The 25899-nt window shown below is 72.2% G+C and carries 19 protein-coding genes and 1 pseudogene; 6 read left to right on the forward strand and 14 right to left on the reverse strand.

Annotation, left to right across the window (positions count from 1 at the left end; genetic code table 11):
- Positions 1 to 294: 294 nt before the first annotated feature.
- The gene (locus ACP4IX_RS26660) at positions 295 to 669 is read right to left on the reverse strand and encodes a winged helix-turn-helix transcriptional regulator (protein WP_426556970.1); all 375 of its coding nucleotides are present in this window, start codon (positions 667 to 669) and stop codon (positions 295 to 297) included.
- Positions 670 to 745: 76 nt separating this feature from the next.
- Here ACP4IX_RS26660 and ACP4IX_RS26665 point away from each other — a divergent pair, with 76 nt between their 5' ends.
- The gene (locus tag ACP4IX_RS26665; protein ID WP_426523985.1) at positions 746 to 1156 is read left to right on the forward strand and encodes a RidA family protein; all 411 of its coding nucleotides are present in this window, start codon (positions 746 to 748) and stop codon (positions 1154 to 1156) included.
- Positions 1157 to 1346: 190 nt separating this feature from the next.
- Here ACP4IX_RS26665 and ACP4IX_RS26670 read toward each other — a convergent pair whose 3' ends face one another.
- Genes ACP4IX_RS26670 through ACP4IX_RS26695 form a run of 6 tightly spaced genes read right to left on the reverse strand, consistent with a single transcriptional unit; the run spans position 1347 to position 7377 of the window.
- Positions 1347 to 2573: a beta-ketoacyl-[acyl-carrier-protein] synthase family protein gene (locus ACP4IX_RS26670; RefSeq protein WP_426556972.1), complete on the reverse strand. Its 1227-nt coding sequence runs from the start codon at positions 2571 to 2573 to the stop codon at positions 1347 to 1349.
- Positions 2570 to 2830 carry an acyl carrier protein gene (locus ACP4IX_RS26675; RefSeq protein WP_426523989.1) on the reverse strand — a complete coding sequence of 87 codons (261 nt, stop codon included), beginning with the start codon at positions 2828 to 2830 and terminating at the stop codon, positions 2570 to 2572. Before ACP4IX_RS26675 ends, ACP4IX_RS26670 begins: the two co-directional genes overlap by 4 nt.
- The gene (locus ACP4IX_RS26680; protein ID WP_426523991.1) at positions 2827 to 3840 is read right to left on the reverse strand and encodes an NAD-dependent epimerase/dehydratase family protein; all 1014 of its coding nucleotides are present in this window, start codon (positions 3838 to 3840) and stop codon (positions 2827 to 2829) included. Before ACP4IX_RS26680 ends, ACP4IX_RS26675 begins: the two co-directional genes overlap by 4 nt.
- Complete coding sequence (locus tag ACP4IX_RS26685) at positions 3837 to 5414, reverse strand: AMP-binding protein (protein ID WP_426523993.1); 1578 nt, start codon at positions 5412 to 5414, stop codon at positions 3837 to 3839. The genes ACP4IX_RS26680 and ACP4IX_RS26685 overlap by 4 nt, the downstream gene beginning before the upstream one ends.
- Entirely contained in the window at positions 5411 to 6361 is a 951-nt protein-coding gene (locus ACP4IX_RS26690; protein WP_426523995.1) for an alpha/beta fold hydrolase, read from the reverse strand. The genes ACP4IX_RS26685 and ACP4IX_RS26690 overlap by 4 nt, the downstream gene beginning before the upstream one ends.
- Positions 6355 to 7377, reverse strand: a complete 1023-nt coding sequence (locus ACP4IX_RS26695) for a 3-oxoacyl-ACP synthase III family protein (protein ID WP_426523997.1) — start codon at positions 7375 to 7377, stop codon at positions 6355 to 6357. The genes ACP4IX_RS26690 and ACP4IX_RS26695 overlap by 7 nt, the downstream gene beginning before the upstream one ends.
- A 159-nt stretch (positions 7378 to 7536) precedes the next feature.
- Here ACP4IX_RS26695 and ACP4IX_RS26700 point away from each other — a divergent pair, with 159 nt between their 5' ends.
- Positions 7537 to 14910 carry an SDR family NAD(P)-dependent oxidoreductase gene (locus ACP4IX_RS26700; RefSeq protein WP_426556974.1) on the forward strand — a complete coding sequence of 2458 codons (7374 nt, stop codon included), beginning with the start codon at positions 7537 to 7539 and terminating at the stop codon, positions 14908 to 14910.
- Between the two features lie 735 nt (positions 14911 to 15645).
- Here ACP4IX_RS26700 and ACP4IX_RS26705 read toward each other — a convergent pair.
- The 7 genes from ACP4IX_RS26705 to ACP4IX_RS26735 form a co-directional block, all read right to left on the reverse strand.
- On the reverse strand, positions 15646 to 16053 hold the full coding sequence (locus ACP4IX_RS26705; RefSeq protein WP_426556976.1) for a DUF6278 family protein: 408 nt from the start codon (positions 16051 to 16053) through the stop codon (positions 15646 to 15648).
- Between the two features lie 104 nt (positions 16054 to 16157).
- Positions 16158 to 16937 (reverse strand): exodeoxyribonuclease III, encoded by a 780-nt coding sequence (locus ACP4IX_RS26710; RefSeq protein ID WP_426524003.1) that lies wholly within the window; start codon positions 16935 to 16937, stop codon positions 16158 to 16160.
- 64 nt (positions 16938 to 17001) lie between these two features.
- The gene (locus ACP4IX_RS26715) at positions 17002 to 17637 is read right to left on the reverse strand and encodes an MBL fold metallo-hydrolase (protein WP_426524005.1); all 636 of its coding nucleotides are present in this window, start codon (positions 17635 to 17637) and stop codon (positions 17002 to 17004) included.
- Between the two features lie 44 nt (positions 17638 to 17681).
- Complete coding sequence (pcaC, locus tag ACP4IX_RS26720) at positions 17682 to 19031, reverse strand: 4-carboxymuconolactone decarboxylase (protein ID WP_426556978.1); 1350 nt, start codon at positions 19029 to 19031, stop codon at positions 17682 to 17684.
- Between the two features lie 342 nt (positions 19032 to 19373).
- Positions 19374 to 19775 (reverse strand): tyrosine-type recombinase/integrase, encoded by a 402-nt coding sequence (locus ACP4IX_RS26725; protein WP_426556980.1) that lies wholly within the window; start codon positions 19773 to 19775, stop codon positions 19374 to 19376.
- Between the two features lie 39 nt (positions 19776 to 19814).
- A complete protein-coding gene (locus tag ACP4IX_RS26730) occupies positions 19815 to 20339 on the reverse strand; it encodes a hypothetical protein (RefSeq protein ID WP_426556982.1) in 525 nt (174 codons plus the stop codon).
- A 264-nt stretch (positions 20340 to 20603) separates the two neighbouring features.
- Positions 20604 to 21740 (reverse strand): IS701 family transposase, encoded by a 1137-nt coding sequence (locus ACP4IX_RS26735; RefSeq protein ID WP_426557049.1) that lies wholly within the window; start codon positions 21738 to 21740, stop codon positions 20604 to 20606.
- 137 nt (positions 21741 to 21877) lie between these two features.
- On the opposite strand from ACP4IX_RS26735, the gene ACP4IX_RS26740 reads away from it, so the two are divergent.
- From ACP4IX_RS26740 to ACP4IX_RS26755, 4 genes and pseudogenes are all read left to right on the forward strand, one after another.
- Positions 21878 to 22294: a hypothetical protein gene (locus tag ACP4IX_RS26740; RefSeq protein ID WP_426556983.1), complete on the forward strand. Its 417-nt coding sequence runs from the start codon at positions 21878 to 21880 to the stop codon at positions 22292 to 22294.
- Between the two features lie 171 nt (positions 22295 to 22465).
- A pseudogene (locus ACP4IX_RS26745) lies at positions 22466 to 23083 on the forward strand (transposase); the annotation flags it as partial.
- An 11-nt stretch (positions 23084 to 23094) separates the two neighbouring features.
- Positions 23095 to 23340, forward strand: a complete 246-nt coding sequence (locus tag ACP4IX_RS26750; protein WP_426556985.1) for a hypothetical protein — start codon at positions 23095 to 23097, stop codon at positions 23338 to 23340.
- Positions 23341 to 23841: 501 nt separating this feature from the next.
- Positions 23842 to 25644: an ABC transporter ATP-binding protein gene (locus ACP4IX_RS26755; protein WP_426556987.1), complete on the forward strand. Its 1803-nt coding sequence runs from the start codon at positions 23842 to 23844 to the stop codon at positions 25642 to 25644.
- Positions 25645 to 25899: the final 255 nt, after the last annotated feature.

The following is a 25899-nucleotide window of genomic DNA, read 5'->3' on the forward strand; positions in this document are numbered from 1 at the left end:
GAATCCAAGGGGGCGCACGGAGCGGTGACTTCGGAGAACCACGCTGCACATCTCGCCTTGTCGAGTTGTTTCACCGTAGGTCCGGAGGGATTGAGAGGCAAAGACGAAATATGAGCGGGCGCTATAGGAGTTGCCTATAGGCAGTTCAGCGAGTGCCTGGTGGTGCCTGCGGTTCGGCGGTGACCGCGTCGGCGAGGTCGAGGGTGCGCAGGGTGTGGGCCGGGTGGGGCGACGCCCGCAGCGCCCATGGTGCCCTTCGTGTCCGGCAGGACCGCCAAGAGGCCAACAGGAAGGTCAGAGGCCCGATTCCTCTTCCCGCACGTCGAAGGCTTCGCGTGCGTCTGCGATGGCGGGCATGTTCTGCGAGGCCCATTCCAGCAGCACGTCGATGGGGTGTCGAAGGGTCTTGCCGATGGGCGTGATGCGATACCTGACCGCAACGGGGCGGGTGGAGACGACTTCACGCTCGATCACGCCGTTGCGTTCGAGTCGCCGAAGCGTCGCGGTCAGCGACTTCTGTGTGACCTGAGGGATGGCCCGGCGCAGTTCGTTGAAGCGACACGGCCGTTCGCACAGTTCGTTGAGGACGTCGAGCGACCACTTGTCGAGGATCTGGTCGAGCAGCTCGCGGTGCGGTGCATCGATGCGGAGTTCGGCGTCGGTATCCATGGCGAAACCTGGTCTCGTTGAAGTGTCCTTTCCCTACTAAGTAGCTTATAGATACCTAGTGGAGGAGAGAAGAGCCATGACTGTTCAGTACTTCACCCCGGACGGCATGCTGCAGCCGACCCCGTACCACCACGTCGCGGTGGGCACTGGGACGAAGCACGTCCACGTCAGCGGACAGATCGCACGCCGGGCCGACGGGACCCCGGTCGCACCCGGTGATCTGGCAGGTCAGGTCGCCCAGGCACTGCGCAACACGTCCATCGGCCTGGCGGGCGCGGGGGCGACGTTCGCGGACGTGCTGCGCCTGACGTTCTACGTGACCGGATGGAGCCCGGAGAAGATCGGCGACTTCATGGCAGGAGTCGAGTCCGTGGCCGACGAGATCGGGCTCCGTCTTCCCATGCCTCCGGCTTCCCTCATCGGTGTCGAGTACCTCTTCGAGCCGGACGTTCTCGTCGAGGTCGAGGCGACCGCCCTCCTCGACTGAGATCTCGCTCGACGGCTCCCGGACACTTCTACGGGACGGGCCGCTGCACCCAGGAGGCTGCCCTCACCGTCCGGGGCCACCAGGGACTTGACGGCTGTCACCCGGCCCCGTTGGCTCCCCCGGATCGCCCCGGCGGCCGCCACGGACGACCGGTACGGCGCTGCTGCCCATGTTCCGCTGCCTGGTTCGGTCAGGGAGCTCTGGTCAGGGCGAGGACGACGTTGTGCCCCCCGAAGCCGAAGGAGTGGCTGACGGCGGTACGGACCTCCTGACGTCGGGGCTCCGCCGTGACGCAGTCGATGTCGAACTCGGACGCCGGGGCGCCCAGGTTCGCGATCGGCGGCACCGTACGGTGCTGGAGGGTGAGCACCGTCAGCGCCGCCTCGATGGCGCCCGCCGCCCCCAGGCCGTGACCGAGTACGCCCTTGGGCGCCGTGACACTGGGGCGGTGCGGCAGGACCCGGGCGATCAGGGCTGCCTCGCCGGCGTCGCCCAGCGGCGTGGAGGTGCCGTGGGCGTTGACGTGGTCGACGTCCCGCGGAGCCAGGCCCGCGTCCGCCAGGGCGGTGCGCAGGGCCGCCTCCGCGCCCCGGGCGTCCGGTGCGGGCGCGGTGGGGTGGTGGGCGTCCGAAGTACTGCCGCAGCCCGCCAGCAGGGCGCGGGGGCGGGCGCCGCGGGCGGTCGCGTCCTCGGTCCGTTCCAGGACGAGGACGCCGGCGCCCTCCGCCAGGACGAAACCGTCGCGGTCGGCGGCGAAGGGCCGGGACGCGCCGGCGGGGGCGTCGGCGCGCCGGGACAGGGCGCCCATGCGCCAGAACCCGACGGACGTCAGCGGAGTGACGGCGGCTTCGGTGGCTCCGGCCACCGCGACGTCGCACTGGCCGGTGGCGAGGAGGTCGCGGGCCACGGCGACTGCGGTGGCGCCCGAGGCGCAGGCGGTGGCCGGGGCGAGGCCGGGACCGCGGGCTCCGAGGGCGATGGAGACCTCTCCGGCCGCCATGTTCGGGATGATCTGGGGGATGGTGAGCGCGGAGACCATGTCGGCGCCCAGTTCCGCCAGGCGCCCCGCCTGTTCCTCGCGCACCGCGTCCGCGCCCAGTCCGCAGCCGATGACGACGGCGACCCGGTCACCGTTCCACGTTCCGGGATCGAAGCCGGCGTCGCGGACCGCCTGGCGGGCGGCGAGCACCGCCAGTGAGGCGTTCCGCGACATGCGCCAGGCAGTGCGTCCGACGCGACGGTCCAGGTCCTCGGGTGACAGGGGAACGCGGCAGGAGAAGTCCACGGGCAGGCCGGCCAGCGCCGGATCGTGGGTCGCGGTGCCCGCGCCGCGGCAGACCGCGTCCCAGGTGGCGTCGGTGCCTTCTCCCGCGGGAGTGACCAGACCGAGGCCGGTGACGGCGACGGGCTCGTTCATTCGGAGGTCACCGTACCCGTGGTCCCCGTGCGCAGCGCGTCGAGGTGATCGGCGACCTGGGCGACGGTCGTGCCCGGGGAGGCGTACTCGTTGTCGATCTTCACGCCGAACTGCTCGTGGAGGATGAGCACCAGTTCCGTCAGGGCCAGCGAGTCCAGGTCCAGTTGCTCCAGCGTGAGTCCCGGCTGGACCTCCTCCTCCGGGACACGGAAGGCGCTGGTCAGGATGGAGCGGACGGCGTCGTAGGTGTCCGTCACGGCGTCTCCTCGCGGTCTTTCGGTGCGGGCGGGGTGAGCCGGGTGAGCTCCGCGACCCCGGCCTCGAATCCGATCGGCGGCTCGAAGCCCAGGTCCCTGCGTGCGGCGGTGAGGTCGAAGTGGTGCGGATGCAGCAGTTCCGCGACCAGGAAGCGGCTCAGGGCGTGGGTACGGGGGCTGCGGACCGCGCGCAGGACGGTGTCGCTGGCGGCGGCCGCCGCGGTGGCGAGCCGGGGCGGTACGGCGCACCAGCGGGCGTCGATGCCGGCGGCGCGCAGGAAGTGCTCGGTGATCTCCCTCAGGGGGCGCGGGTCGCCCTGGCTGATGAAGTAGGCGCGGCCGCCCACCGCCGGTGTCTGCCGCAGGCGGTCCAGGGCGAGCAGGTGGGCGTGGGCGGCGGTACTGATGTGGGTGGTGTCGACGAGGTTGCCGCCGTCGCCGGGCATCAGCAGCCGGCCGGCCCGTACGGCGCGTGCGAGGGCGGGGGCGAAATGCGGGTCGCCCGGCCCCCAGATGATGTGCGGGCGCAGGGAGACGGTGGCGAGCTCCGGGCCGTGCGCGGCCAGTACCAGGGCCTCGGCGCGGGCCTTGGTGGCGGGGTAGGCGGTCAGGTGGCGGAGGGCGGGGGGAAGGTCCTCGGTGACGCCTTCCAGGCCGCCGGGCCGGAAGGCGACACTGGCGGTCGAGGTGTAGAGGAGCGTGCGCACGCCGTGGGCGCGGCATTGCGCGATCACATGGCGGGTGCCGACGACGTTGGTGGACCAGTAGGGGCGCGGCGGGCCGCTGACGCCGGCCAGCGCGCCGTTGTGGATGACGGCGTCGCACCCGGCGACGGCGCGGGAGACCGCGTCGGCGTCGGCGAGATCGCCCAGGTGCTGCTGGACGCCCAACCGCTCCAGCGCGTCGCTGGGGCGGCGGCCCAGCGAGGAGACGACGACCCCGCGGGCGCTCAGCCGACGGCAGATCTCCCGCCCGAGGAAGCCGCTTCCGCCGGTGACCAGTACCTTCATCGGAGCCTCCCGCGCAGCCGCCCGGCGGCCCAGCCGGCCAGTCGCAGGCGGTCGATCTTGGAGTTGTGCCGGGGGTCGGTGGGGAAACCGCGATGCAGCAGCACGGCGCCGACGCGGTGCGCGTCCGGATGGTCCTTCAGGGCCGCGCGTACGGCTGCCAGGGCGGTGGCGCGGGGGGTGGCCCGCAGGGGTTCCACGCACAGGACGGGCAGTTGGCACACGGCCGTGCCGACCCCGACGAGCGCGGTGCGCCGGATGCCGGGTGCGGTGTCCGCCGTGGCCTCGAGGTCCTCGGTGGTCAGCGTGAAACCGGTGCCGGTGACCAGGTGGGCCTTGCGGCCGAGGAACCACAGCCGTCCCTCGTCGTCGAGCCGGCCGAGGTCTCCGGTACGGTGCAGCACGCCGTGGTCGGTGACGCTCTTCGCGGCGTCCTCGGCGTCGGGACGCCCGTGATAGGCGGGGCTGACGGTGGGGCCGGTGACGGCGATCTCGCCGAGCCCGCCGGCGTCGGCGTCCAGGATCCGGGCGCGGATGCCGGGCAACGGCCGGCCCAGGCAGGTTCCGGCGTGCCCGGCCGGTGGACGGCTGCGGGCGGCCCGCAGGTCGTGGTCGCCGATCGCGGAGACGGGCAGGCACTCCGTGGCACCGTAGACGCTGAGGATCTCGGCGTCGTCCGGGACGACGGCGCGCAGGGCGTCGGCGAGACGGACGCGCAGCGGGGCGCCGAAGGAGAGGATCTGCCGGACCGTCGGCAGGGTGACGCGGTGGCGGGCGCAGTGGCCGGCGATCAGGGCGAGAACGGCGGGAGACGCCAGGATCGTGGTGACCCGGTGTCTCAGGATCGGTCCGACGAGCTCCCCCGGCGGGGTGCGGGCCGGAGCGAGATGGTTCACGGCCGGGACGACGGTGGCCGGCCCCAGCAGCGGGCCGAGCAGTGCGATGGGCAGGAATCCGGCGAGGAGTACGTCGTCGGGCCGCGGGTCCAGCAGGGCCCTCAGCGCGTCGAGTTGCCCGGTCAGGGTGGCGTGGCGGTACTCGGCGCCCTTGGGCCGTCCGGTGGAGCCGGAGGTGAACGCGATCATGGCCAGCTCGTCGCCGTCGCGCTCCCGCGTCCGCAGCGACGGGCTGCTGCGGGTCGGCTCCCGCAGGATCAGCCGCCGCCCCAGCGGGCGCGGCGCGACGGCGGTGACCAGGGGGATCCGGACGTGTGGCCGGCCCCACCCCAGGGCGCGGCGTCCGAGGTGGGCCAGGGGTTCACCGATGAAGACGTCCGGGGCGACGTCCCGCAGGCAGCGGCCCACCTCGGCGCGCGGCTCGATCAGGACCGGGACGGCGCCGAGGGCGCCGAGGGCGTAGCAGAGGGTGGTCAGGTCGTAGGCGTCACGCGTCATCACGACCGCTTTGTGGCCGGGCCGCACACCGGCGTCGCGCAGGGCCTCCGCGAGGCCGAGAGAGTCCCGCACCAGGTCGCCGCGGCTGGTCGCGCGGGAGGCGCCCTTGCGGCATCGGACGAGAGCGGTGGCGTCGGGCCGGTCACCCAGGTGTGCGGCGAATCCGGGAACGGACATGGTCATGCGGCCCCCTGGAGGAAGTCACGGACGCGGTCGCCCAGTTCGGCGGCGGCGTCCTCCATCACGAAATGCCCGGCCTCGGGGAAGCGGTGCACGGCGGCATGGGGGAAGCGGCGGACCCACTCCTGCAGCAGTACCGGGGTGAAGACGGGGTCGCGCATGCCCCAGCCGATGAGCAGGGGCAGTTCCGACAGGCCCGCCCCCGCGGCGGGAGGTTCGAGCAGGCGCCATGCCGGGTCCGTGGGGTCGCGGGGGATCGCCCGGACGGCGTCGGTGACCGCCCGGCGTTCCGCGCGGTGGGCGTACGGCCGGAGGTAGGCCTCGCGCTCGGCCGGCGGCAGTGGGTGGTGGACCCCGGCGCGCAGGGCGACACGGGCGAACGCGTTGGTGAGGTGGACGAATTCGGCGACCGGCCGGTGGTCGCGGATCCAGCGCAGGTAGAACGGCAGCCGGAAGCCTTCCGGGAAGGGAAACGCCACGGTGTTGCAGACGACCAGCCGGGCCACCGCACCCGGGTGCCGCAGGGCCCAGGCGGCGCCGAGGGGACCTCCCCAGTCGTGCAGGACGAGGGTCCAGCCGTGCTCGGGCAGCCCCTCGTCGCGCACCAGGTGGCGGTGGAGGATGTCCAGGCCGTCCAGCTGCGCCTCGTAGGGGTCGGGGACGCCGTCCGCGGGCCGCAGGTGCCGGGACAGCCCGAAACCCGGCAGGTCGGGTGCCAGGCAGCGGGCGTGCGGGGAGAGCCGGTGCAGCAGCTTGCGCCAGACGTAGCTCCACGACGGGTTGCCGTGCAGGAAGAGCACCGGTTGCCCTGAGCCGAGGTCGAGATAGTGCTGTCCGGTGGCCGGTACGCGCCGCCAGTGACGGGCGGCGGGATAGCCCGGCAACAGCCGTTGCAGGGCGGCGGGTTCCAGAGCCCGGTCCGGGGGGCGGGCGGCCCGTGCGCTCACCATCGGACGAGAGCCAGACCGAAGCTGAAACCACTGGCCAGGCCGATCATCGTCACCAGGTCCCCGCTCTCTATGCGGTCGGCCTCCCGTGCCTTGACCAGTTGCAGCGGGAGGGAGGCCGCCGCGCAGTTCCCGTGTTCGGCCACCGCGGGCATGCACCGGTCCTCGGGCAGGGAGAGCAGCTCGAGCATCTCCCGGTACTGCGGCATGGCGATCTGGTGGAAGGCGACGAAGGCACTGCGGGAGACCGCCTCGAGTTCCTTCCCGGCGGCGGCCAGGATCTGGGGAAGGGCGTCGAGCGCGCCCTGGCGCAGGTCCCCGTTCAGGCGCAGTGTGGTGTGGTCGTCGTGCACGGACAGGTGGTGCATGCTTCCCCCGCCGGCCACGGTGCAGGCCTCCCACGCCTCGGAGTTGCTGACGAATCGCAGGGACAGGATGCCGGGGTCGTGTTCGCCCGCGGGGCCGGCGGTGAGCAGCATCGCCGCGCCGGCGTCCGACGCCGTGTAGCCGGGCAGGGCCCTCAGGAGGGCCTGGCGGTCGGGGGCGTGCCAGCGGGTGGCCAGCGTCGCGGGTTCGCCGCAGGCGATGAGGACCGTGCGGTAGCGGCCGGACTCGATGAACGAGGTGGCCACCTCCATGGCGTTGAGGACGCTGTTGCAGGCGTTCTTGACGTCGAACACCGGGCAGGAAGCGCCCAGTTTGGCTGCCACGAGGTGGGACGTGGCGGGTTCGATCAGGTCCAGCGCGGTCGCGGCGAACAGCAGCAGATCGACGTCGCCGATCTCCAGTTCCGCCTCGGCGAGCGCCTTGCGCGCGGCTGCCACGGCGAGGTCGGAGGCGTTCTCGCCGTCCTCGTGCACATGGACTCCACGGACCCCGGTGAGGTCCTCCAGCAGACCGGGCGGTGGCGCGTACCCGCCGGTCTCGGTGATCTTCGTGCGGATTTCGTCCATGGTCCGGTAGCGGGACGGCAGATGAACGGAGACGGCGGCTATACGGGCACGGAAGGCTTCGGGCACCGCGTCACCGTAGCCGCCCCCTCCGCACCACCGGACTGAAAAGCTCTTTGTACGTCAATATTCACTACAACGAGTGGTAGGCACCGGCCTTTTCGCGCCGCGCTGCTCCTTCCTCGGCTACCAATGCCTGCAATCGGCGTGAGAAGGCGGGGACTTGGTATGCAGCAGCTCGAGCGGGCCGTGGCCGTGGTAGGGGTCGGTTGCCGGCTTCCCGGAGGAATCACGGATCTGGACGGCCTGTGGTCGGTACTGCGCGACGGGCGGGACATGGTCGGCGAGATGCCCGCCGACCGGTTCCCCAGGGAGAGAATCGTCGACCCGGAAGTCGTACGCCCCGGCCGCAGTTACACCGCCGCCGGCGGATTCCTCACGGACGTCGCCTCGTTCGACGCCGGCTACTTCGGCATGGCACCCGCGGAGGCCCGGCACATCGACCCGCAGCAGCGGCTGCTGCTGGAGATGGCCGCGGAGGCCCTGGACGACGCCGCCCTGCCCGCCGGGTCACTGGCCGGATCGGACACCTGCGTGTACGTGGGCGTCTCCGATCCCGGCTACGGGGTGACCCTGTCGATGATGCAGGACCACACGAGTCCGCACACCATGCCCGGCGCCACCCTGTCCATCACGGCGAACCGGCTGTCGTACGCCTTCGACCTGCGCGGCCCGAGCATGGCCGTGGACACGGCCTGCTCCTCCGCCCTGGTCGCCCTGGACCGGGCCTGCCGCACCCTGCGGGAGGGCACCTCCCGGGTCGCCCTGGCCGGTGCCGTCAACGTGCTGTCCACCCCGTACCCTTTCGCCGGATTCTCGTACGCGGGCATGCTGTCCCGGCGCGGTCGCTGTGCGGCGTTCTCGGCCGACGCCGACGGCTTCGTCCGCGCGGAGGGCGGCGCGGTGCTCGTCCTCAAACGCCTCGGTGACGCGGTGGCCGACCACGACCGCATCCATTGCGTGCTCGCCGCCACCGGCAACAACACCGACGGCCGCAGCACCGGCATGGTCGTGCCCAGCGCCGAGACGCAGGAGGCGCTGCTGCACGCGGTCTACGCGGAGGCCGGGATCGACGCGGACGACCTGGTGTACGCCGAGGCACACGGCACCGGCACCCAGGTGGGGGACCCGGCGGAGGCCGAGGCCATCGGCCGGGCCCTGGGGCGTCGCCGCCGCGGCGGCCCGCTGCCGATCGGCTCGGTGAAGACGAACCTCGGTCATCTGGAGCCCGCCTCCGGGATGGCGGGGCTGCTCAAGGCGATCCTGGTGCTGCGTCATCGCACGGTGCCGGCGTCCCTGCACGCCCTCCCCCTCAACCCCGCGATCGACTTCGACGGCCTCGGACTGGCCCCCGCCGTGGAGCCCGTCCCCCTGACGCTGGGGGAGCGGTCCGCCGTGGGCGTGTCCTCCTTCGGTTTCGGCGGAGCCAACGCCCACGCGATCGTCACCCTGCCGCCCGCCGCCCGGCAGAGCGGACCGCGGCCCGTGCCGAGCGGGCGCCCGCTGCCGCTGGTCGTCTCCGCCCGGTCCCCCAAGGCACTGAACCAGATGGCCGCCCGCATGGCGGAGCGGCTGCGGGACACCGGGCCCGAGGAGTTCTACGACCTCGCCCACACCAGCACCGTGCGGCGCACCGCGCACCCGCACCGCGCCGCCGTGCTGGCCACCGACCCGCAGGACGCCGCCCGGCAGCTCGACCGGCTGATCGCCGCCGAGCCCGCCCACGGGGCGCTCGTGCGCACGAGCGAGCGGGACGGCACCGCGTTCGTGTTCTCCGGCAACGCCTCCCAGTGGCCGGGCATGGCCGCCGACCTGCTGGAGCGCGAACCGGCCTTCCGAACGGCCGTCGAAGAGGCCGACGCGGCCCTGACACCCCACCTGGGCTGGTCGGTGGCGAAGGAACTGGCACGCCCCTCCGCCCCGACCTGGCAGCGCACGGAGATCGCCCAGCCGGCCCTGTTCGCCGTCCAGGTGGGCCTGACCGCACTGCTGGCCTCGCACGGCGTGCGTCCGCGGGCGGTGGCCGGGCACAGCGTCGGAGAGGTCGCCGCCGCCTGCGCCGCCGGCATCCTGACCCTGGACCAGGCGGCCCTGGTGATCGCCGAACGCAGCCGTACCCAGGGCGCCACGGCGGGCCGGGGCCGCATGGCCGCCGTGGGCCTGCCGGAGGAACAGGCCCGGGAGGAACTCCTGCGCTACGGCGGCGCCCTGGAGATCGCGGGCATCAACAGCGAGCGCGACGTGACCGTCGCCGGTGACGCCGAGGAACTGGCCGCCTGGGGCGCCGAGCTGCACAGCCGAGACGTCTTCTTCCGCGATCTCGACCTGGACTACGCCTTCCACAGCCGTGCCATGGACCCCCTCAGGGAGCCGCTGCTCGACGCACTGGACGGGCTCGCCCCCGCCCCGGCCCGGATTCCGTTCGTCTCCACCGTCACCGGCACCCCGCTGAACGGGCCGGAGCTCGACGCCGGGTACTGGTGGCGCAACGTCCGCGAACCCGTCCGGTTCGCCGACGCCGCCGCCCACCTCACCGCCGAGCACGCCGGCGTCCTGGTCGAGATCGGCCCGCACCCGGTGCTGCGCTCCTACCTGCGCCGCACCGGCGCCGCCTGCGTGGCCACCCTGCACCGTGACGGGGACGGCGTACGCGAGACCGCGGCGGCCGTCGCCGCCGTGCTCGCCACCGACACCGGGACCGACTGGCAGCGGCACTTCCACCGCCCGGGCCGTGTGGTCGACCTGCCCGCCTACGCGTGGCAGCACGAACGGTACTGGCACGGCGCCCCGCAGGACCTGGTCATCAGGGCGACCGGCAGCGGCATGCTGGACCACCCCCTGGTGGGTGAACGGATGCCCGCCCCGCACCCCGTCTGGCACGGCTCCGTCGAGCCGCAACTGGTGCCCTGGCTGGGCGACCACCGGATCGGCGACGACGTACTCATGCCGGCCGCCGCCTACGTGGAGATCGCGTTGAGCGCCGGACGGCGGGCGCTGGACCGCCCGGTCGAGGTACGGCATCTCGAGATCGGCCGTCCGCTGGCCGTGCCGTGGCCGGATCCGACTCCGGTCGCCCTGCAGACCGCGGTCACCCCGGACGACGGCTCCCTGACCGTCAGCGTCCGCGAGGAACACGGCGGGGAGTGCCGGCCCGTCGTACGCGCCCAGGTCCGCACCCTGCTCGGCACGGCACCGCCCCCGCTCGACGTCGACGCGCTCCGGGCCCGCTGCCACCGGAGCATCGACGGCCCGGACTTCTACCGGGCGTGCCACGACATCGGCCTCAACTGCGGGCCGGCCTTCCAGCTCATCGACCGCGTCGACGCCGGCGACGGAGAGGCACTCGTCTCCTACCGGTTGCCGCACGCCGCCGACGCCTACACCGCCCACCCGGTCCTGCTCGACGCGCCGCTCCAGGCCACCGTGGCACTCGCCGGGCCGGAGGCGGAATCCGCCGCCTTCCTGCCGACCGTGTTCGGGTCCGTACGCGTGTGGCGCACCCCCTCGCCCACCGGTGTCGTGCATCTGCGCCGGCGCAGCCGCAGCGTCAACGAGATCTGCTGGGACATCACCTACGCCGACGTGGACGGCACGGTCACCGCCGAGATCGACGGCTGCCGCACCCGCCGCGGACGCCTGACCGAGCACACCCCCCTGACCGTCCAGCGCACTGTTCTGCGGGCAGCGCCCCACCCGGACACGCCCGCTGCGCCGTCTCCGCTGCCCGCGCCCGCCGAGGTGGCACGCGTGGCCGAGCCGCGCGTCACCGCCGCCCGCGCCGCGCTGGACGACAGCGGCCACGACCGGTTCGTCTCCGACGCCGAACGGGCCGGCGCCCACTGCTGGGCCGAGACGCTGCGAGGTCTCCTGGCCGACCCCACGGCCCCCTTCTCGACGGCCGAACTGGTGGCCGGGGGGCTGCAGCCCCGGCACCGGCGGCTGGTGCGGCTGATGATGCCCCTGCTGGCCGACCACGGTCTCGTCCAGCCGGCCGGGGAGTCCTGGCAGCTCACCGGCGTCGAGACGGAGTCCGAGGCACTGCTGCGCGGCCTCGTGGAGGACCATCCCGCCTTCGGCGCCGAGACACTGCTCCTCAACCGCCATCTGCGCCGTCTGCCCGACGTGCTGCGGGGCCTGACCGACGCGCGCGAGCTCCTGCCCGCCGGGGACAGCGCGTACGAGCAGCTCAGCGAGACCGGACCGGCCCACCGCTTCGCCCACCGTGCCGCGCAGGCCCTGCTCTGCGACATCGTCGCCCGCTGGCCCGCCGACCGCCCGCTGCGCGTCCTGGAGATCGGGGCCACCACCACCGCTCTGACGGCCGCGGCACTGCCCGTACTCCCGGCCGACCGGACCCGGTACACCTGCACCGCCCCCACCGGCGGCGGGCTCACCCGCGCCGAGCACCGTTTCGCCGCCCATGACTTCGTCGACTACCGCACGCTGGACCCCAACACCGACCTGGTGGACCAGGGCATGCCCCGGGGCGGTTTCGACCTCGTCCTCGCGGGCGACGCGCTGCACGCCACCACCGATCTGGCCGTGACACTGCGCCGGCTGCACGCCGTACTGGCCCCCGGAGGGCACCTGCTGGCCGTCGAACCGCACAGCTCACGGTTCCAGGCCCTGCGGTCCGGCGCCCTGGACGACTTCTGGGAGCGCGGCGACCACGACCTGCGCCCCACCTGCCGCATCCTCCCCCGCGACCGGTGGGCACCGTTGCTGCGCCGGTGCGGCTTCTCCGGTGTGGCGCAGACCGGTCCCGAGGACCGTTCCGTCCTCCTCGCCGCGGCCGACCACGACCACGCCGCGGACCACGAAGAGCCCCGAGCGGCTTCCGCCACCCCCTGGGTGATCGCCGTCGAGGACGACACCGAGACGGCGACCGCACGGGCACTGGCCGCCCGGCTCGGGACGGCCACCGTGATCGCCGCCTCCGACGAGGCCGCCGTCTGGAGCGGGGCCCTGCCCGCGGACTCCGATCCGCGCCTCGTCCTGCTGCTCGCCGAGCCCGGGCCGCACGAGACCGTCACGCGGACCACCCGCCGTGCGGCCCTCCTGCGCGCCCTGGCCGCCGCCTGCGACGGCCTCAGCGGCGGCACGAGTCCACAGGTGTGGCTCGTCACGCGTCCGACCGGTCTCTTCCCGGCCCCGGAGCAGCCTTCCCACCCGGTCGACGCGGCCGTCTGGGCGGCCTGCCGCACCCTCGCCAACGAGCGTCCCGACCTGTGCGTCAGGCGTCTGTCGTGCCACCGCACCGGTGACGCGGACACCGACGCCCGCCGCCTGGCCGGAGAGTTCCTCGCTCCCGGCGGTGACGACCGGAGCGTTCAGGAGGACGAGATCGTCCTGACCGCACAGGGCCGGTTCGTGCCCCGGCAGGTGCAGCACCCGGCGGGCGAGTCCCCGGCCGCACCCGCCCGCACGCCGTTCATCCTGGAGGTACGTGAACCAGGCCTGCACCGGCGGCTGGTCTGGCGGCAGACGGACCTTCCCGAACCCGGCCCGGGCGAAGTGGCCGTCGAGCTGCGGGCGGTGGCCCTGAACTACCGCGACCCCATGCGAGCCAACGGTCTGCTACCGCCCGAAGCGGTCGAGAACAGCCCCCTCGGCCGCGGGCTGGGCACCGACGGGGCCGGCGTCGTCCACGCCGTGGGGCCGGGAGTGGAGGACCTGAAGCCCGGCGACCGGGTCTTCGGCCTCATGCCCGCCGCCCTCGCCTCCCACACGACGACTCCGGCCGCCGCGGTCGTCCGCATCCCTGACGGAATGGGCTTCACGGAGGCCGCGACCTTCCCCGTCGCGTTCCTGACCGTCCACCACACCCTGACCCATCAGGCCCGGCTCTCCGCCGGCGAGACCGTACTCGTCCACGGCGGAGCCGGAGCGGTCGGCCTGGCCGTCCTCCAGTGCGCCCGCCGGCAGGGCGCCCGCGTCATCGCCACCGCCGGCACGGAGACCAAACGGGACCTGCTGCGCACGCTCGGCGCCGAGCACGTGCTCGACTCCCGCAGCCTGGACTTCGTCCCCCGGGTACGGGAACTGACCGGCGGCCGGGGAGTGGACGTCGTGGTGAACTCCCTCAGCGGCGAGGCCATCGCCCAGGGCCTCGACCTCCTCCGCCCCAACGGCCGCTTCGTCGAACTCGGCAAGCGGGACATCTTCCTCAACAACCCGATGACGCTGCGCCCCTTCGACCGCAGTCTCACCTTCATCGGCTTCAACCTCGACGCCGTCGTCGACGCCCCCGCCCTGCGCTCCCGTCTCCTGGCGGACTTCGGCGAACTGGTCGCCTCCCACGCCTACCGCCCCCTGCCCCACACCGTCCACCCGGCCGCCCGGGCCGACGCGGCCTTCCACCTCCTGCAGCACTCCCGGCACACCGGAAAGATCGTCGTCACCTTCGACCCGCTGGACGAGCCCGTCCCCGTGGAACCCGCACCCGGTACCGTCCGGCTCGACGGAGACGGCACCTATCTGGTCACCGGAGGGCTGAGCGGCCTCGGCGCCGCCACCGCACGTCGGCTGGCCGACCACGGAGTCCGGCACCTGGCCCTCCTCTCCCGCCGCGGACCCGACGCCCCCGGAGCACCGGCCCTCCTCCAGGAGCTCGCCGACCGCGGGGTGCGCGCCACCGCCCACGCCGCCGACGTCACCGACGAAGCCGCGCTGGGTCAGGTCCTCGACGCCGTGGACGCCGGCGGGCACCGCCTGCGCGGCATCGTGCACGCGGCGATGCACATGGACGACGCGGTGCTGTCCGACCTCACCGACGAACGGTTCGCCGCCGTACTCGCGCCCAAGGCGGCGGGCGCGGCTCTGCTGGACCGCCTTACCGCCGACCGCGACCTGGACCTGTTCCTCGCCTACTCCTCCGTCTCCGCCGCCATCGGCAACCCCGGCCAGGCGGCGTACGCGGCGGCCAACGCCTATCTGGAGGCCCTCGCCCGGGCCCGGCGGAACAGCGGCAAACCGGGCACGGCACTGGCCTGGGGCCCGATCAGCGAAACCGGCTATGTCGCCCGCAGCGGTATGGAAGCCGCCATGGCCGAGCGTGGCCTCGAACTCCTCACTCCGGCCGAGGCCCTGACCACCGCGGGCCGCCTCCTGGCCACCGGTGCCGACGTCGCCGGAGCGGGCCGCTACCGCTGGGGGGCCGCACGCCACCTGCTGCCCGCCCTGGCCACGCCCCGCTTCGCCCGCTTGGCGCCGTCGTCCTCCGTGCCCTCCCCGGACACCCGCAAGGAGCTGCTTCGGACGTTGGCCGGCCTTCCGGCGGACGAGGCACAGCGCAAGATCGTCGAAACGCTCGCCCAGCTTCTCGCGGGTGTCCTGCAGACCGATCCGGACGACATGGACCCCACGCGCAGTGTCACCGACTTCGGACTGGACTCACTGCTCGGCATGCAGTTCCTGGTCCAGGCAAGAGATCTCTTCGACATCCGCCTGGCACCGGCCGACCTGGCCACCGGCCGCACCCTGACCCACTTCGCCCGTCTGGTCCATCAGAGGCTGGGCCTGGACCCCGCCGAGCAGGAGTAGACGGACACGGATGCCCGCTGTGCCGGAGTCCCGGTACAGCGGGCGGGGAGCGGCCGGGCTGATCCGCTCGCGTCGCGCCCGAAGCAGCCCGGCGCTCCCTGCCCCGCCCGGGACTCCATGGCAGAGCCCTCTGTCGAAGCGAGGGCCTTGTTCCCGCGGGCCGGACGGCTGCCGTGGAACCGCGTGCGAGAGGGGGCATCCGGAACACGTCCGGACCGGTCCATCGGCGCCCCTGACAGCGGCACGCCGCCCGGGGCGCGGGCAACGCCCTGCTCCCGCACCGGGCGGCGGACCGCGTTCCGGACAGGCGGCGAGCGCCACCGCGTGGACGCCGGCGTGACAGGGTACGCGCTGCCGGCGCGCGAGCACGGCAGCAACTCCTTCGTGCTGCTGCTGTAGGTGGTCAACTCGCAGACGTACGGCCCGATGTCGTCGAGCTCGTCGGGGGCGTGAACCGGGCGGTGACGAACCCCCTGCCGGCACCGGCGCCCACGCCCCGCAACTCCCACCGGGCGTGAACCCGGTGCGCAGCTGACCTTCTCCTCGCCCTCGGACGGCCCGTCGTGGTGTCCGATCCGCCGCGCGAGCAGTGATCTCCGGCCGCGCCCTGCGTGTGCCCCTGTGCGGTCGCGTGTGCCCTGACCACTGCAACGTATCGACACAATCGGCAGGTATGCCAACGACACGCGCTTTTCGGGCATTAGCCCTATTTACGGTGTTCGCGGGACCGGAGGTTCACGCCTCCGCGACTTCGCCGTACAGCTGCGAGAGCTCGGGCACGCCGTCCTCCGCCCACGCGTGGCCGGACGCCACCACGTCGAACTCCCGACCGGAGGCGAGGCGGACGACGGGCTGCCCGTCCGACCGGATGGCCCAGGCCGCACCGGGCACGGTGCGCACGATCACGGTGCCGAGGTACAGACCGGCGTCGTTGCCGAGCCAGGCGATGATCTCCTCGTCGCTCCGCCAGCGCGGCAGCATCTGGTCGAGCCGCTCCAGCGAGACCTCGGAGTCGTCGAGCCGGACACCCTCCCGCAGTGCCTGCGAGCGCAGCAGGTCGCAGTCGGCGAGCAGGTCGCCGATACCGTCGGCGTCGTGAGCCCGGGTATCCTCGCGCCGCTTGCCCAGGAAGGGGAGGTTCATACCTGCAGACTGTCATTCATACCGCCATGTGCACCATGGGGCACGCGGGAGCGGTGAGCGAGGAGCCGGCCCCGGCGGGGAGGCGGGCCGCGGACGCCGGGCGCCTACACGTCCAGGTCCACGACGACCGGCGCGTGGTCCGAGGCGCCCTTGCCCTTGCGCTCCTCACGGTCGACGTAGGAGTCGGTGACCGCCTTGGCGAAGGGCTCGTTGCCGTACACCAGGTCGATGCGCATGCCGCGGTTCTTGGGGAAGCAGAGCTGGCGGTAGTCCCAGTAGGTGAACGGGTGGTCGTACTTCAGCGGGCGCGGGACCACGTCGGACAGGCCGGCGCCGCGCAGGGAGGCGAGGGCGGCACGCTCGGCGGGGGTGACGTGGGTGGAGCCTTCGAAGGCGGCGGGGTCGTGGACGTCGTCGTCCGTCGGGGCGACGTTGTAGTCGCCCAGGACCGCGAAGGGGCGGCTGCCGGCCGCGTCGCCTTCGACGGCCGCGCGCAGCGCCTCGAACCACTGGAGCTTGTAGGCGTAGTGGGGGTGCTCCACCTCGCGGCCGTTGGGCACGTACACCGACCAGACGCGGACCGGGCCGCAGGTGGCGGAGATCGCGCGGGGCTCCTGGACGCCGTCGTAGCCGGGGTCGCCGGGCAGGCCCTTGACCACGTCGTCGAGGCCGACGCGGGAGAGCACCGCCACACCGTTCCACCGGCCGGTGGCGTGCACCGCTGCCTCGTAGCCCTTCTCGCGCAGCTCGTCGAACGGGAACTGCTCCTCGGCGACCTTGGCCTCCTGGAGGCAGAGCACGTCGGTGCCGCTGCTCTCCAGCCAGGCGAGCAGCCTTGGCAGGCGGGCGGTGATCGAGTTCACGTTCCAGGTCGCGATGCGCATGTCCCACAACCTACCCGGCGGCACTGACAACGCGGCCCGGGTCCCCGTCCTGCCGGGTCGCGCCTCACACCCGCGCGGAGTCCCCGGGGCTCAGGCGGAGGTGCTCCGAGCCGCCCAGCTGCCCGATCTGGCGGTCGTAGATCGGGCGGGCGAGGTCGGTGAGCAGGGCGTCGTGGATGTCGTAGGCGCGCTGCGGCCTCACCTCACGGACGTAGTCGATGACCTCGGAGATCTTGTTCCACGGCGCCATGACGGGGAGCATCAGCGTCTCGACCCGGTGGCCGGGGACGGTGAGGGCGTCGCCGGGGTGGAAGACCTTGCCGCCGTCGACGAGGAAGCCGACGTTGGTGACGCGCGGGATGTCCGGGTGGATCACCGCGTGCAGCTCGCCGTGCACCTGCACGTCGAAGCCGGCGGCGGTGAAGGTGTCGCCGTGGCCGACGGTGTGCACGCGGCCCGGGAACGCCGCCGAGATCTTCTCCGCGACGGACTTCAGCGTCCAGATCCCGGCGGCCGGGTTGTCCTCCATGGCGGCGCGCAGCCGCAGCTCGTCGAAGTGGTCGGGGTGCTCGTGGGTGACGAGGATCGCGTCCGCGCCGAGGGCGGCGTCCTCCTCGCTGAAACCGCCGGGGTCCAGGACGAGCGTCCGCCCCTCCTTTTCGAGGCGGACGCAGGCGTGCGACTTCTTGGTGAGCTTCATGACTCCATCCTGCCGCCGCACACCGGTCCCCGGCTCGGCGGGAATCACTCCGGCGGTGTGGTCTCCTCGCGGATGACCTGCTGCGCCACCCGGAAGGCGCCGTTCGCGGCCGGTACGCCGCAGTAGACGGCCGCCTGGAGCAGTACTTCCTTGATCTCCCCCGGGGTGAGGCCGTTGCGCAGGGCGGCCCGGAGGTGGGGCGCGAGCTCGTCCAGATGGCCGCCGGCGACGAGGGCGGTGAGGGTGACGCAGCTGCGGGTGCGCCGGTCCAGGCCCGGCCGGTCCCAGACCTCGCCCCACGCGTACCGGGTGAGGAACTCCTGGAAGTCCGCCGAGAACTCGTCCGCCTGCGCCAGCGCCTGGTCGACGTGCGCGTCGCCGAGCACTTCGCGACGCACCTTCAGCCCCGCCTCGTACGGGTCGGGCCGCCCCTGCCCGGGTACCTGCGGCGGTACGGCGGGCGGGGCGATCTCCGCGACCGGCGACGCGGCCGGCGGCGGGGCCAGGGCCGGCTGGACGGGGCCGGTGGAAGCCGCGGGCGCCGCGGAGAGCGCCGGTGCGACGGCGTGGGCGGCCGGGACGGCGATCTGACCGGTGGACGTGTCGTGGGCGGTCTGCCAGGCGGTGGTGAAGTGCCGCACCAGCAGGTCGGTGACGGCCGCGGGCTGCTCGACCGGGACCAGGTGGGAGGCGCCGGGGACGACGGCGAGGCGTGCGTCGGGGATGCCCGCGACCAGGGTGCGGGCCTCGGCGGGGCCGGTGACCTGGTCGTCGGAGCCGACGAGGACCAGGGCCGGGGCACCGACGCGGCCGAGTTCGCCTCGTACGTCGAACGCGGCGAGCGCCTCGCAGGCGGCGATGTAGCAGCCGGGGTCGGTGGTCCGCACCATCTGCACGGCCCACTCGGTGATCGCGGGCTGGGCGGCGGCGAACCCTCCGGTGAACCACCTCTCCGGCGCGCTGCGGGCGATGGGGTCCAGGCCGTTGGTGCGGACGATCACGCCACGCTGACGGAACTCGTCGGCCGTACCGAAGCGCGGCGAGGCGGCGATCAGCGCGAGGGAGGCGAGGCGTTCGGGGTGGCGAAGGGCCAGTTCGACACCGATGGCGCCGCCGAACGCGCAGCCCGCGTAGCCGAAGCGCTGCACGCCGAGTCCGTCGAGTGTGGCCAGCAACCGTGTGGTGATCTCGGCGACGGAGCCCGCCGGGTGGGCGGGGGCGCCCCCGTGCCCGGGCAGGTCGAAACGGAAGACCCGCCACTGCTGAGCCAGCTCGGGCACCTGCCGGTCCCACATGTGCCATGTGGTACCCAGTGAGGGACCCAGGATCAGAACCGGAGCGTCTTCTGGCCCGTCAAAGCGGTATTGCAGGGTGTTGGGTGGTGTCTCGCTCACGCCCCAGACCCTCTCACGTCTCACGAAATCTCACACAGCCCGGGGAAGCCGGCGGCTCGATGCACCCGCGGCTCGACTCGTCGGGTACCGCCGGTGGTCTCGTCGACCGAGCCTGAGCCTCTCGGCGTGTACGCCCGCCCCTGACACGGCGTGACCTGTCGGCCGTACTCTCGTCCGATCCTCGCGTCGACGCGCTGCCTCCTCCATCAGCACAGCGGCCGACTGTTCCGAGTTTGCAGCAAAGCATGTGGCGCCGTCCCGAAGGTCGGAACGGCGTAGCGGGGAACCTTTCGGGCCGCTCCGATCGCCACCTGAAAACCGCCCTCGGGAACGGCGCCGAACTCATGCACGACCCTCTGCCTCACCGTGCAGGCCATCCCATGTGGTGGCGGCTTCGCGGAGATCTTCCACGTCTGGCTTCACGTACCACTTCTTCGTCGTCTTCACGTTCGTGTGCCCGGCCCACCGGGCGAGGATGTGATCCGGCACGCCGTTGTTGGCAAGGAAGGTGAGGCAGGAGGCACGAGCGTCGTACAGACGTACTCTGCGCAGGCCAAGAACCTCCATGAGCCGGTACGCGCGCCTGCGGAGTTGCTTGATCGTGAAAGCCTCCCCGGTCTCGTGCACCACGACGTACCCAGAGTCCGAGTAAGCCTCACCGAGGACGAGCCTCTCCTTGGCCTGGAGAGTCTTGAACGTCCTAATACTGCAGCCGCAGTTGCGGGAGTCGGTGGTCGCGGTCATCGGGTGTGTGCCCAGCCGGTGGCCGGCGGGGCTCCCCGGTCACTGGTTCTCCTTCGCCGGCTCTGGTGCCTTGCCAGGCCAGATGGTGGTCACTATGGGCCAAATCAGGCTGTAGACGAGGACTTTGGTAAGGGGGTTGAGCCACACAAGTAGCGGAGCGCCGTTGTCGAGGGTGCCGGCCAGTACCACCAAGCCGAAGATCAGGCCGACGCTGATCGCGTAGGCCAGCAGGAACCTGAACCAGGACTTCCAGGCATCCGCGACGGCCGCGCGGCCGTAGAGCTCCGGGCGTGGTGGGGCGGCGGCTTCGCCGAAGTGCCGGGCGAACTTCGCATCGGCCCAGCGGACGGTGCGGTGGCCGTAGACCACGGTGATTCCGAGGTAGGCCGCCGACAGGCCGTGCCAGACCGTCGGCTCGGCACCGGCCCGGATACTGAGCACGGTGGCTCCCAGCAGCACGATGTCGATCAGCGGGACGCACAGCAGTAGCGCGCCGCCGAGGGTCCGCCAGCCGGCGGCATAGCGCGCGGTCAGGCCGCCGACGAGGAAGACCCAGAAGAGCACATCGCAAGCGAGAATCAGGTAAAGGATGACGCAGCCCTCCAACGCACAGCGTGAACGCTATTGTCCCGGGCGGCCTTGCTCCGGCACCCGGATTCAGTCAGTGCTACGGAGGTCGGTGGCCGCGGCGGCGGTAGTGGCTGAGCCGGGCTCGGTGCTGGTGTCGGCGGCGCCAGCGTGACCAGTGCAGGATGTGGTCGGTCCCGTGCCGGACGGTGTGGACGAGTTTGTTCAGCAGGCGGCGGATCTCGTTCACGGTCAGTCGGATCAGGTCGCCTCGGTGTCCCCCTTTTCCCCGGTGGCAGCCCGGAGGGCGGTTAGATGGGCGGCGGCCGCCATGGCCAGAGTGATGTGCCGGTACCAGGCTGGATAGTGACGGACCTGGTAGTGGTCCAGGCCGGCCTCGTTCTTCGCCGCCTGAAAGGCTTCCTCGATCGCCCAGCGGGCCCCGGCGGCGCGGATAATCTCCGCCAGCGGGGTGTCGGCGGGGGCGTGGGTGAGATAGTAGGCGCGTTCGCCGTCGACCAGGGACCGGCGGATGAGCAGACCGTCCTCGAAGCCATCCGTGCCCTGACCAGGCAACGAAACCATCGCCCAGGCGTATTCGCGCAGGCCGTGGGCGCCGTCGCCGGCCGAGCGGATCTCCCAGGCGTCCTCGGGCAGGATGGCCGAGATGGTGCGGGCGTTCTGCCCGCGGGGACCGCACCGGTGCTTGCAGCCGATCGCCAGCACGTAACCGAGCCGCCTCTGGGCGAGCCAACTGCGCAGCACCGGATCCTGGCCGTAGACCTCGTCCCCGGTCACCCACCGAAACGGCACACCGGCGTCCACCGCCCTCGCCAGCATCGCCTGGGCCAGGGCCGGCTTGGTGGCAAAGGCGACCTCGTCGCCGATCCGGGCGTCCGCCCGGCGGGCCGGATCCTCAGTCCAGCAGGCCGGCAGGTACAGCTCCCGGTCGATCAGGGCCCGCCCCCGGTCGGAGGCGTAGGCGAGGAACACCCCCAGCTGACAGTTGTCGATCTTTCCAGAGGTGCCGGTGTACTGCCGCTGCACCCCGGCCGAGCGGACCCCTTTCTTGATGTAGCCGGTCTCATCCACGATCAACACGCCGTCCTCGGCGCCGAGATACTCCAGCACAAAGCCTCGGACCTCGTCCCGCACCGCGTCGGCATCCCAGTCGGCCTGATTCAGCAGGCGCTGCATGCCGTCCGGGCACACCTCGCCGGCCTGCTCGGCCAGCGTCCAGCCGTTCTTCCGCTCCAGCGGAGCGAGCATCCCGCGCAGATACTGCCTTGCCCGCTCGCGCGGTTCCGATCTGCGGAAATACCGACCGATCCGAGCATGCAGCACATCGAGATCAGCCGCCCAGCGATGCACCTCGTCAACCGTGACACCCCCACCCATGACCAGCACAACGACCAGCCGGAGCACCGGTCACAGCAACTGCGGCTGCAGTACTAAGGGTGTCCAGATAGCTTCGCGGCGGCTTATTGCAGCGGTCGTAGGCTGGTCATCCAGGCGCAACGGGCCGCCCCCTGCCGGTGAAGATCGAGGCGGGCAGCGCGTGGGAGCTGAGCGATGGCGGCCGGATGGACACCCTCGACGCCTCGCCCCAGATCGCCGAGCTGCGGCAGCGCATCAACCACGTGCAGGACCGCATCGCCGCGAACTCTCGGATCACCGCTGCGCCCCTCGGCCTGCTCAACCCGACGGAAGTGCCCTCCGGGTACGCGCTGCAGCTTGCTCTCGGCCCGCTGGACTCCCTGGTCTCCTCGATGCGCCTGGCCCGGGCGGACAAGTACGAGATCCTGCTGCGAATGGTGCAGCAGCTCCGCCAAGCCGGCCAGGCTGGCCCGCAGGCGAATCCCTGCCCGCCGCCCTGGCATGGGGGCCGCACACCCCGACCGACCGGACCGCGGTGCTCGCCGACGTCGCGTCCGGCGTCACGAACGGCGTGATGAGCCTCGAGACTGGAGTGCAGATGCTCTAGCTTGATCTTTAACATCCGGCGTCGAATGGCGCCTCGAACTTGATCACTCGGTCTGGTATCCGGCGTACACCAAAGCGGCCTTCGTCTGAACATGTGCTCCGACCAAGGAACACACACGTCCAGCACGAAGGCCGCAAGGATGAGTCTGCTGCATCGCGATACCCGGCAAGAGGAATTGGCGCAACTGTCACGCTTCCGGGGCGAGTTCCACTCCTGTCTCACCGCTCGTTCGGACGCGTTGTTCGAGCTGGCCGACGCTGTTCTGTGCGGCGACGGGCCGGTCAGGTCTCTGGCCGAGCTGTCACTGGTGGGCGAACATCGTCGTGGTCACGGCGGTCTCTATGCGGCAGTGGCTCGCGGTCAGGTGGATACGAACCGGCTGCGGCGGGCTCTGACCGCGGTGTCCCTGCCGCGGGCCGTTGACGGCCGACTGGTCCTGGCCGTCGACATCACCTGCTGGCTGCGGCCCAATGCCCACACCTCACCGCAGCGGATCCTGTGCCACACCTACGGACGCGGCAAGGACCAGCACATCCCCGTTCCCGGCTGGCCGTACTCCATCGTCTGCGCGCTCGAGCCCGGCCGCAGTTCATGGACCGCGCCGCTGGACGCGCTTCGGCTGGCGCCCGGAGACGACACCGCCACTGTCACCGCCCGACAGCTGCGCGAACTGGTCGAGCGACTGATCACCGCAGGGCAGTGGCAGGCCGATGACCCGGACATCCTCATCATCGCGGACGCCGGCTACGACGCACCCCCGACCCACGCATGAGGGACAAGACGAATACCGAGGCACTCGGCCTGGACCGGTTCCACTTGGTCGAGCACCACACGGGCGGGGTGATCGCCGTCGAGCCGGCAGCGCGCTTCCAGAACCGCGTGGCCAGCCTCATGCTGTCCGCGGCATCGTTCGTCGACGACGAGGAGCGCGCCGGCGCGGTCACCCACGGACGCATCGACCATGTCGACCTCGCGCCGGACGGCTCGCATCTGCGGGAGTCGTGGGGCAAGTGACCGCCTTCTGCCGTCCCGGCGAGGAGGCGACCACTGTTCCCTCCCGTCCCTGGCCATGTTCTCAGCAGCGCTCGGCTGCCCGACGAGAGTGCTGTCCGACGGGCACGTGGCGGCACCGGAGCAGGTGCCCCAGGAGCTCGCCGCGACCGTAGTGGAATGGATCGGGCGCATCTGACCTCCGCGGAAGGCGGCCGCGAGCCCCCAAGATCTCCGACACGCCTGCTGCGATGAGACAGCCCGCGATCCAGCACGGGGACCTCGTGGCATCCCGGCACGGTAGGCCGGCAGGCGTTCTTCTCCAGCCACTCGGCGGGGGTCCACCCGACGATCGCCGGATGTCCGAAGAGACGGCCGGTCTTCGAGGCTGGTGGCATGACGCCGTGCACACGAGCAGGAGCTCGCCACCACGCATCGGTCATCGGCCGGTACGGCGGACCGTCGTGCCGCCAGGCTACGGTGCGCGTCCTGCCACAGCGGCGAACCACGTAGGAAAGGAATCTTGTGAACACCGCATCCGCCTCCGAGACGACGGGTGCCGACTTCCCCCGTGCCGGCGAGACGCTCAAGGCGTTGTACGGGTACGTCCGCCCACACCGGTGGGCGGTCGTAGTCGGCCTGCTGTTGGCGCTGGTAGGAGCCGCCGGTGGGTTGCTCCAGCCGCTGGCCACGAAGGAACTGGTCGACCGGCTCTCCTCCGGCGACACGATCGCCGACATCCTGCTGGCCATGACAGTGCTGGTGCTGCTGAGCACAGTGGCCGAGGCGTTCGGCGGCCATGTCCTGGAGCGGACTGCGGAGTCCGTGGTCCTGGCCGCTCGCCGCAGCCTCATCGACCGGCTGCTGCGGCTGCGGCTCGCGGAAGTGGACCGGATGCAGCCGGGCGATCTCATGTCGCGGGTCACCTCGGACACCACGCTGCTGCGGGCGGTCAGCACCCAGGCGGTGGTCAACGCCGCGACAGGGGCGGTCACGCTGGTCGCCGCGATCGTGGTGATGGCTTTCCTCGATGCCGTACTGCTCGGCGTCACGCTCGCGGTGGTCGTGGTCGTCGGGGTCGGTGTCGCCCTGGTGATGCCGAAGATCGGGCAGGCCACCGAGCGTTCGCAGGCCGCGGTCGGGGAGATGTCCACGGGACTGGAGCGAGCCTTCGGCGCTGCCCGCACCGTGAAGGCGGCCGGCGCCGAGGCACGGGAGACCGCCCGTGTCGAGGCGGCGGCCCGGCGGGCGTGGCGCCACGGCGTGCGCGGCGCCAAGTGGGAGGCCGTGGTGGGTACGGCGGACAACCTCGCCGTCCAGCTGGCGTTCCTCGCGGTGCTCGCCGTCGGCGGAGCGCGGGTGGCGTCCGGGGAGATCCCCGTGTCCACACTCATCGCGTTCCTGCTGTACCTCTTCTACCTGATGGAGCCTGTGTACAAACTGGTCGAGGCCGTCTCCGGCTACCAGGAGGGCGCGGCCGCGATCTCCCGGATCACTGAGGTGGACCGTCTGCCGACAGAGCCGTCGGCCGCACATGGGCCGGTGCGGCCCGAGGACTGGGCCGTCGTGCAGTACCCGGCATCGGTCCGCTTCGAAGACGTGTCCTTCCGCTACGCACCCGGGCTGCCGTACATCCACCAGCAGGTGGACTTCGAGGTGCCGGGCACCGGGGTGACAGCTTTCGTCGGTCCCTCGGGAGCGGGCAAGTCGACGCTCTTCACGCTCATCGAGCGGTTCTACGAGGCGACCGGCGGCCGGGTTCTGGTCGACGGCAAGGACGTGCGAGAGTGGCCGCTGCCCGAGTTGCGGTCCGTCATCGGGTACGTCGAGCAGGACGCGCCGGTCCTTGCCGGAACGCTGCGGGAGAACCTGGTCTTCGCCGCGCCCAGTGCGACGGACGACGACATTCGTGCCGTCCTCGCCCGGACCAGGCTCGACACCCTCGTCGCGCGTCTCCCGCACGGCCTGGACACCCTGGTCGGGCACCGCGGCTCGAAGCTGTCCGGCGGCGAGCGCCAGCGCGTCGCGATCGCCCGCGCCCTGCTGCGCAGGCCCCGGCTGCTGCTCCTGGACGAGGCGACCTCGCAGCTCGACGCCGTCAACGAGCTGGCGCTGCGGGACGTAATCGCCGAGACGGCACGCGAGACCACCGTCCTGGTGGTGGCCCACCGCTTGTCCACGGTGACGGACGCCGACCGGATCATCGTCATGGACGCCGGCACCGTCCGCGCGATCGGCACCCATGAGGAGCTGGTGGCCAAGGATGAGCTGTACGCACAGCTTGCCGCGACCCAGCTCCTGACATCGGCGGGGCGCCCTTCCGGGTGAGATGAGCCGGGCGACGTCGTCGTCCCCGTGGGCTGCCCCCGCCGTGAGACGGGGGCAGCCCGGCTGTGCAGGTGAGCCGGAATCCGCCGGATACCGGCGGAAGGCACGGCGGTTCCTAAGGCTGCGGCCATCACTCCGGGAGTCGCACGCGGAGTCCGCAGGACGCACACCACCGCTCCCTCAGCCGCAGGAGAGCCTTCACTCATGCCCCTCACGGCTTCGCTCGTTCGGCCCGGTGCACCTTCCGGCCGAAGG

Source organism: Streptomyces sp. WG5 (assembly GCF_049974565.1).
Classification (GTDB): domain Bacteria; phylum Actinomycetota; class Actinomycetes; order Streptomycetales; family Streptomycetaceae; genus Streptomyces.

Coding starts and splice junctions, on each gene's coding strand:
- ACP4IX_RS26665 (WP_426523985.1), top strand. CDS start 746: ATGACTGTTCAGTACTTCACCCCGGACGGCATGCTGCAGCCGACCCCG.
- ACP4IX_RS26750 (WP_426556985.1), top strand. CDS start 23,095: ATGAGGGACAAGACGAATACCGAGGCACTCGGCCTGGACCGGTTCCAC.
- ACP4IX_RS26670 (WP_426556972.1), bottom strand. CDS start 2,573: ATGAACGAGCCCGTCGCCGTCACCGGCCTCGGTCTGGTCACTCCCGCG.
- ACP4IX_RS26735 (WP_426557049.1), bottom strand. CDS start 21,740: ATGGGTGGGGGTGTCACGGTTGACGAGGTGCATCGCTGGGCGGCTGAT.
- ACP4IX_RS26705 (WP_426556976.1), bottom strand. CDS start 16,053: ATGAACCTCCCCTTCCTGGGCAAGCGGCGCGAGGATACCCGGGCTCAC.
- ACP4IX_RS26715 (WP_426524005.1), bottom strand. CDS start 17,637: ATGAAGCTCACCAAGAAGTCGCACGCCTGCGTCCGCCTCGAAAAGGAG.
- ACP4IX_RS26725 (WP_426556980.1), bottom strand. CDS start 19,775: ATGACCGCGACCACCGACTCCCGCAACTGCGGCTGCAGTATTAGGACG.
- ACP4IX_RS26685 (WP_426523993.1), bottom strand. CDS start 5,414: ATGACCATGTCCGTTCCCGGATTCGCCGCACACCTGGGTGACCGGCCC.
- ACP4IX_RS26680 (WP_426523991.1), bottom strand. CDS start 3,840: ATGAAGGTACTGGTCACCGGCGGAAGCGGCTTCCTCGGGCGGGAGATC.
- ACP4IX_RS26660 (WP_426556970.1), bottom strand. CDS start 669: ATGGATACCGACGCCGAACTCCGCATCGATGCACCGCACCGCGAGCTG.
- ACP4IX_RS26700 (WP_426556974.1), top strand. CDS start 7,537: ATGCAGCAGCTCGAGCGGGCCGTGGCCGTGGTAGGGGTCGGTTGCCGG.
- ACP4IX_RS26690 (WP_426523995.1), bottom strand. CDS start 6,361: ATGGTGAGCGCACGGGCCGCCCGCCCCCCGGACCGGGCTCTGGAACCC.
- ACP4IX_RS26710 (WP_426524003.1), bottom strand. CDS start 16,937: ATGCGCATCGCGACCTGGAACGTGAACTCGATCACCGCCCGCCTGCCA.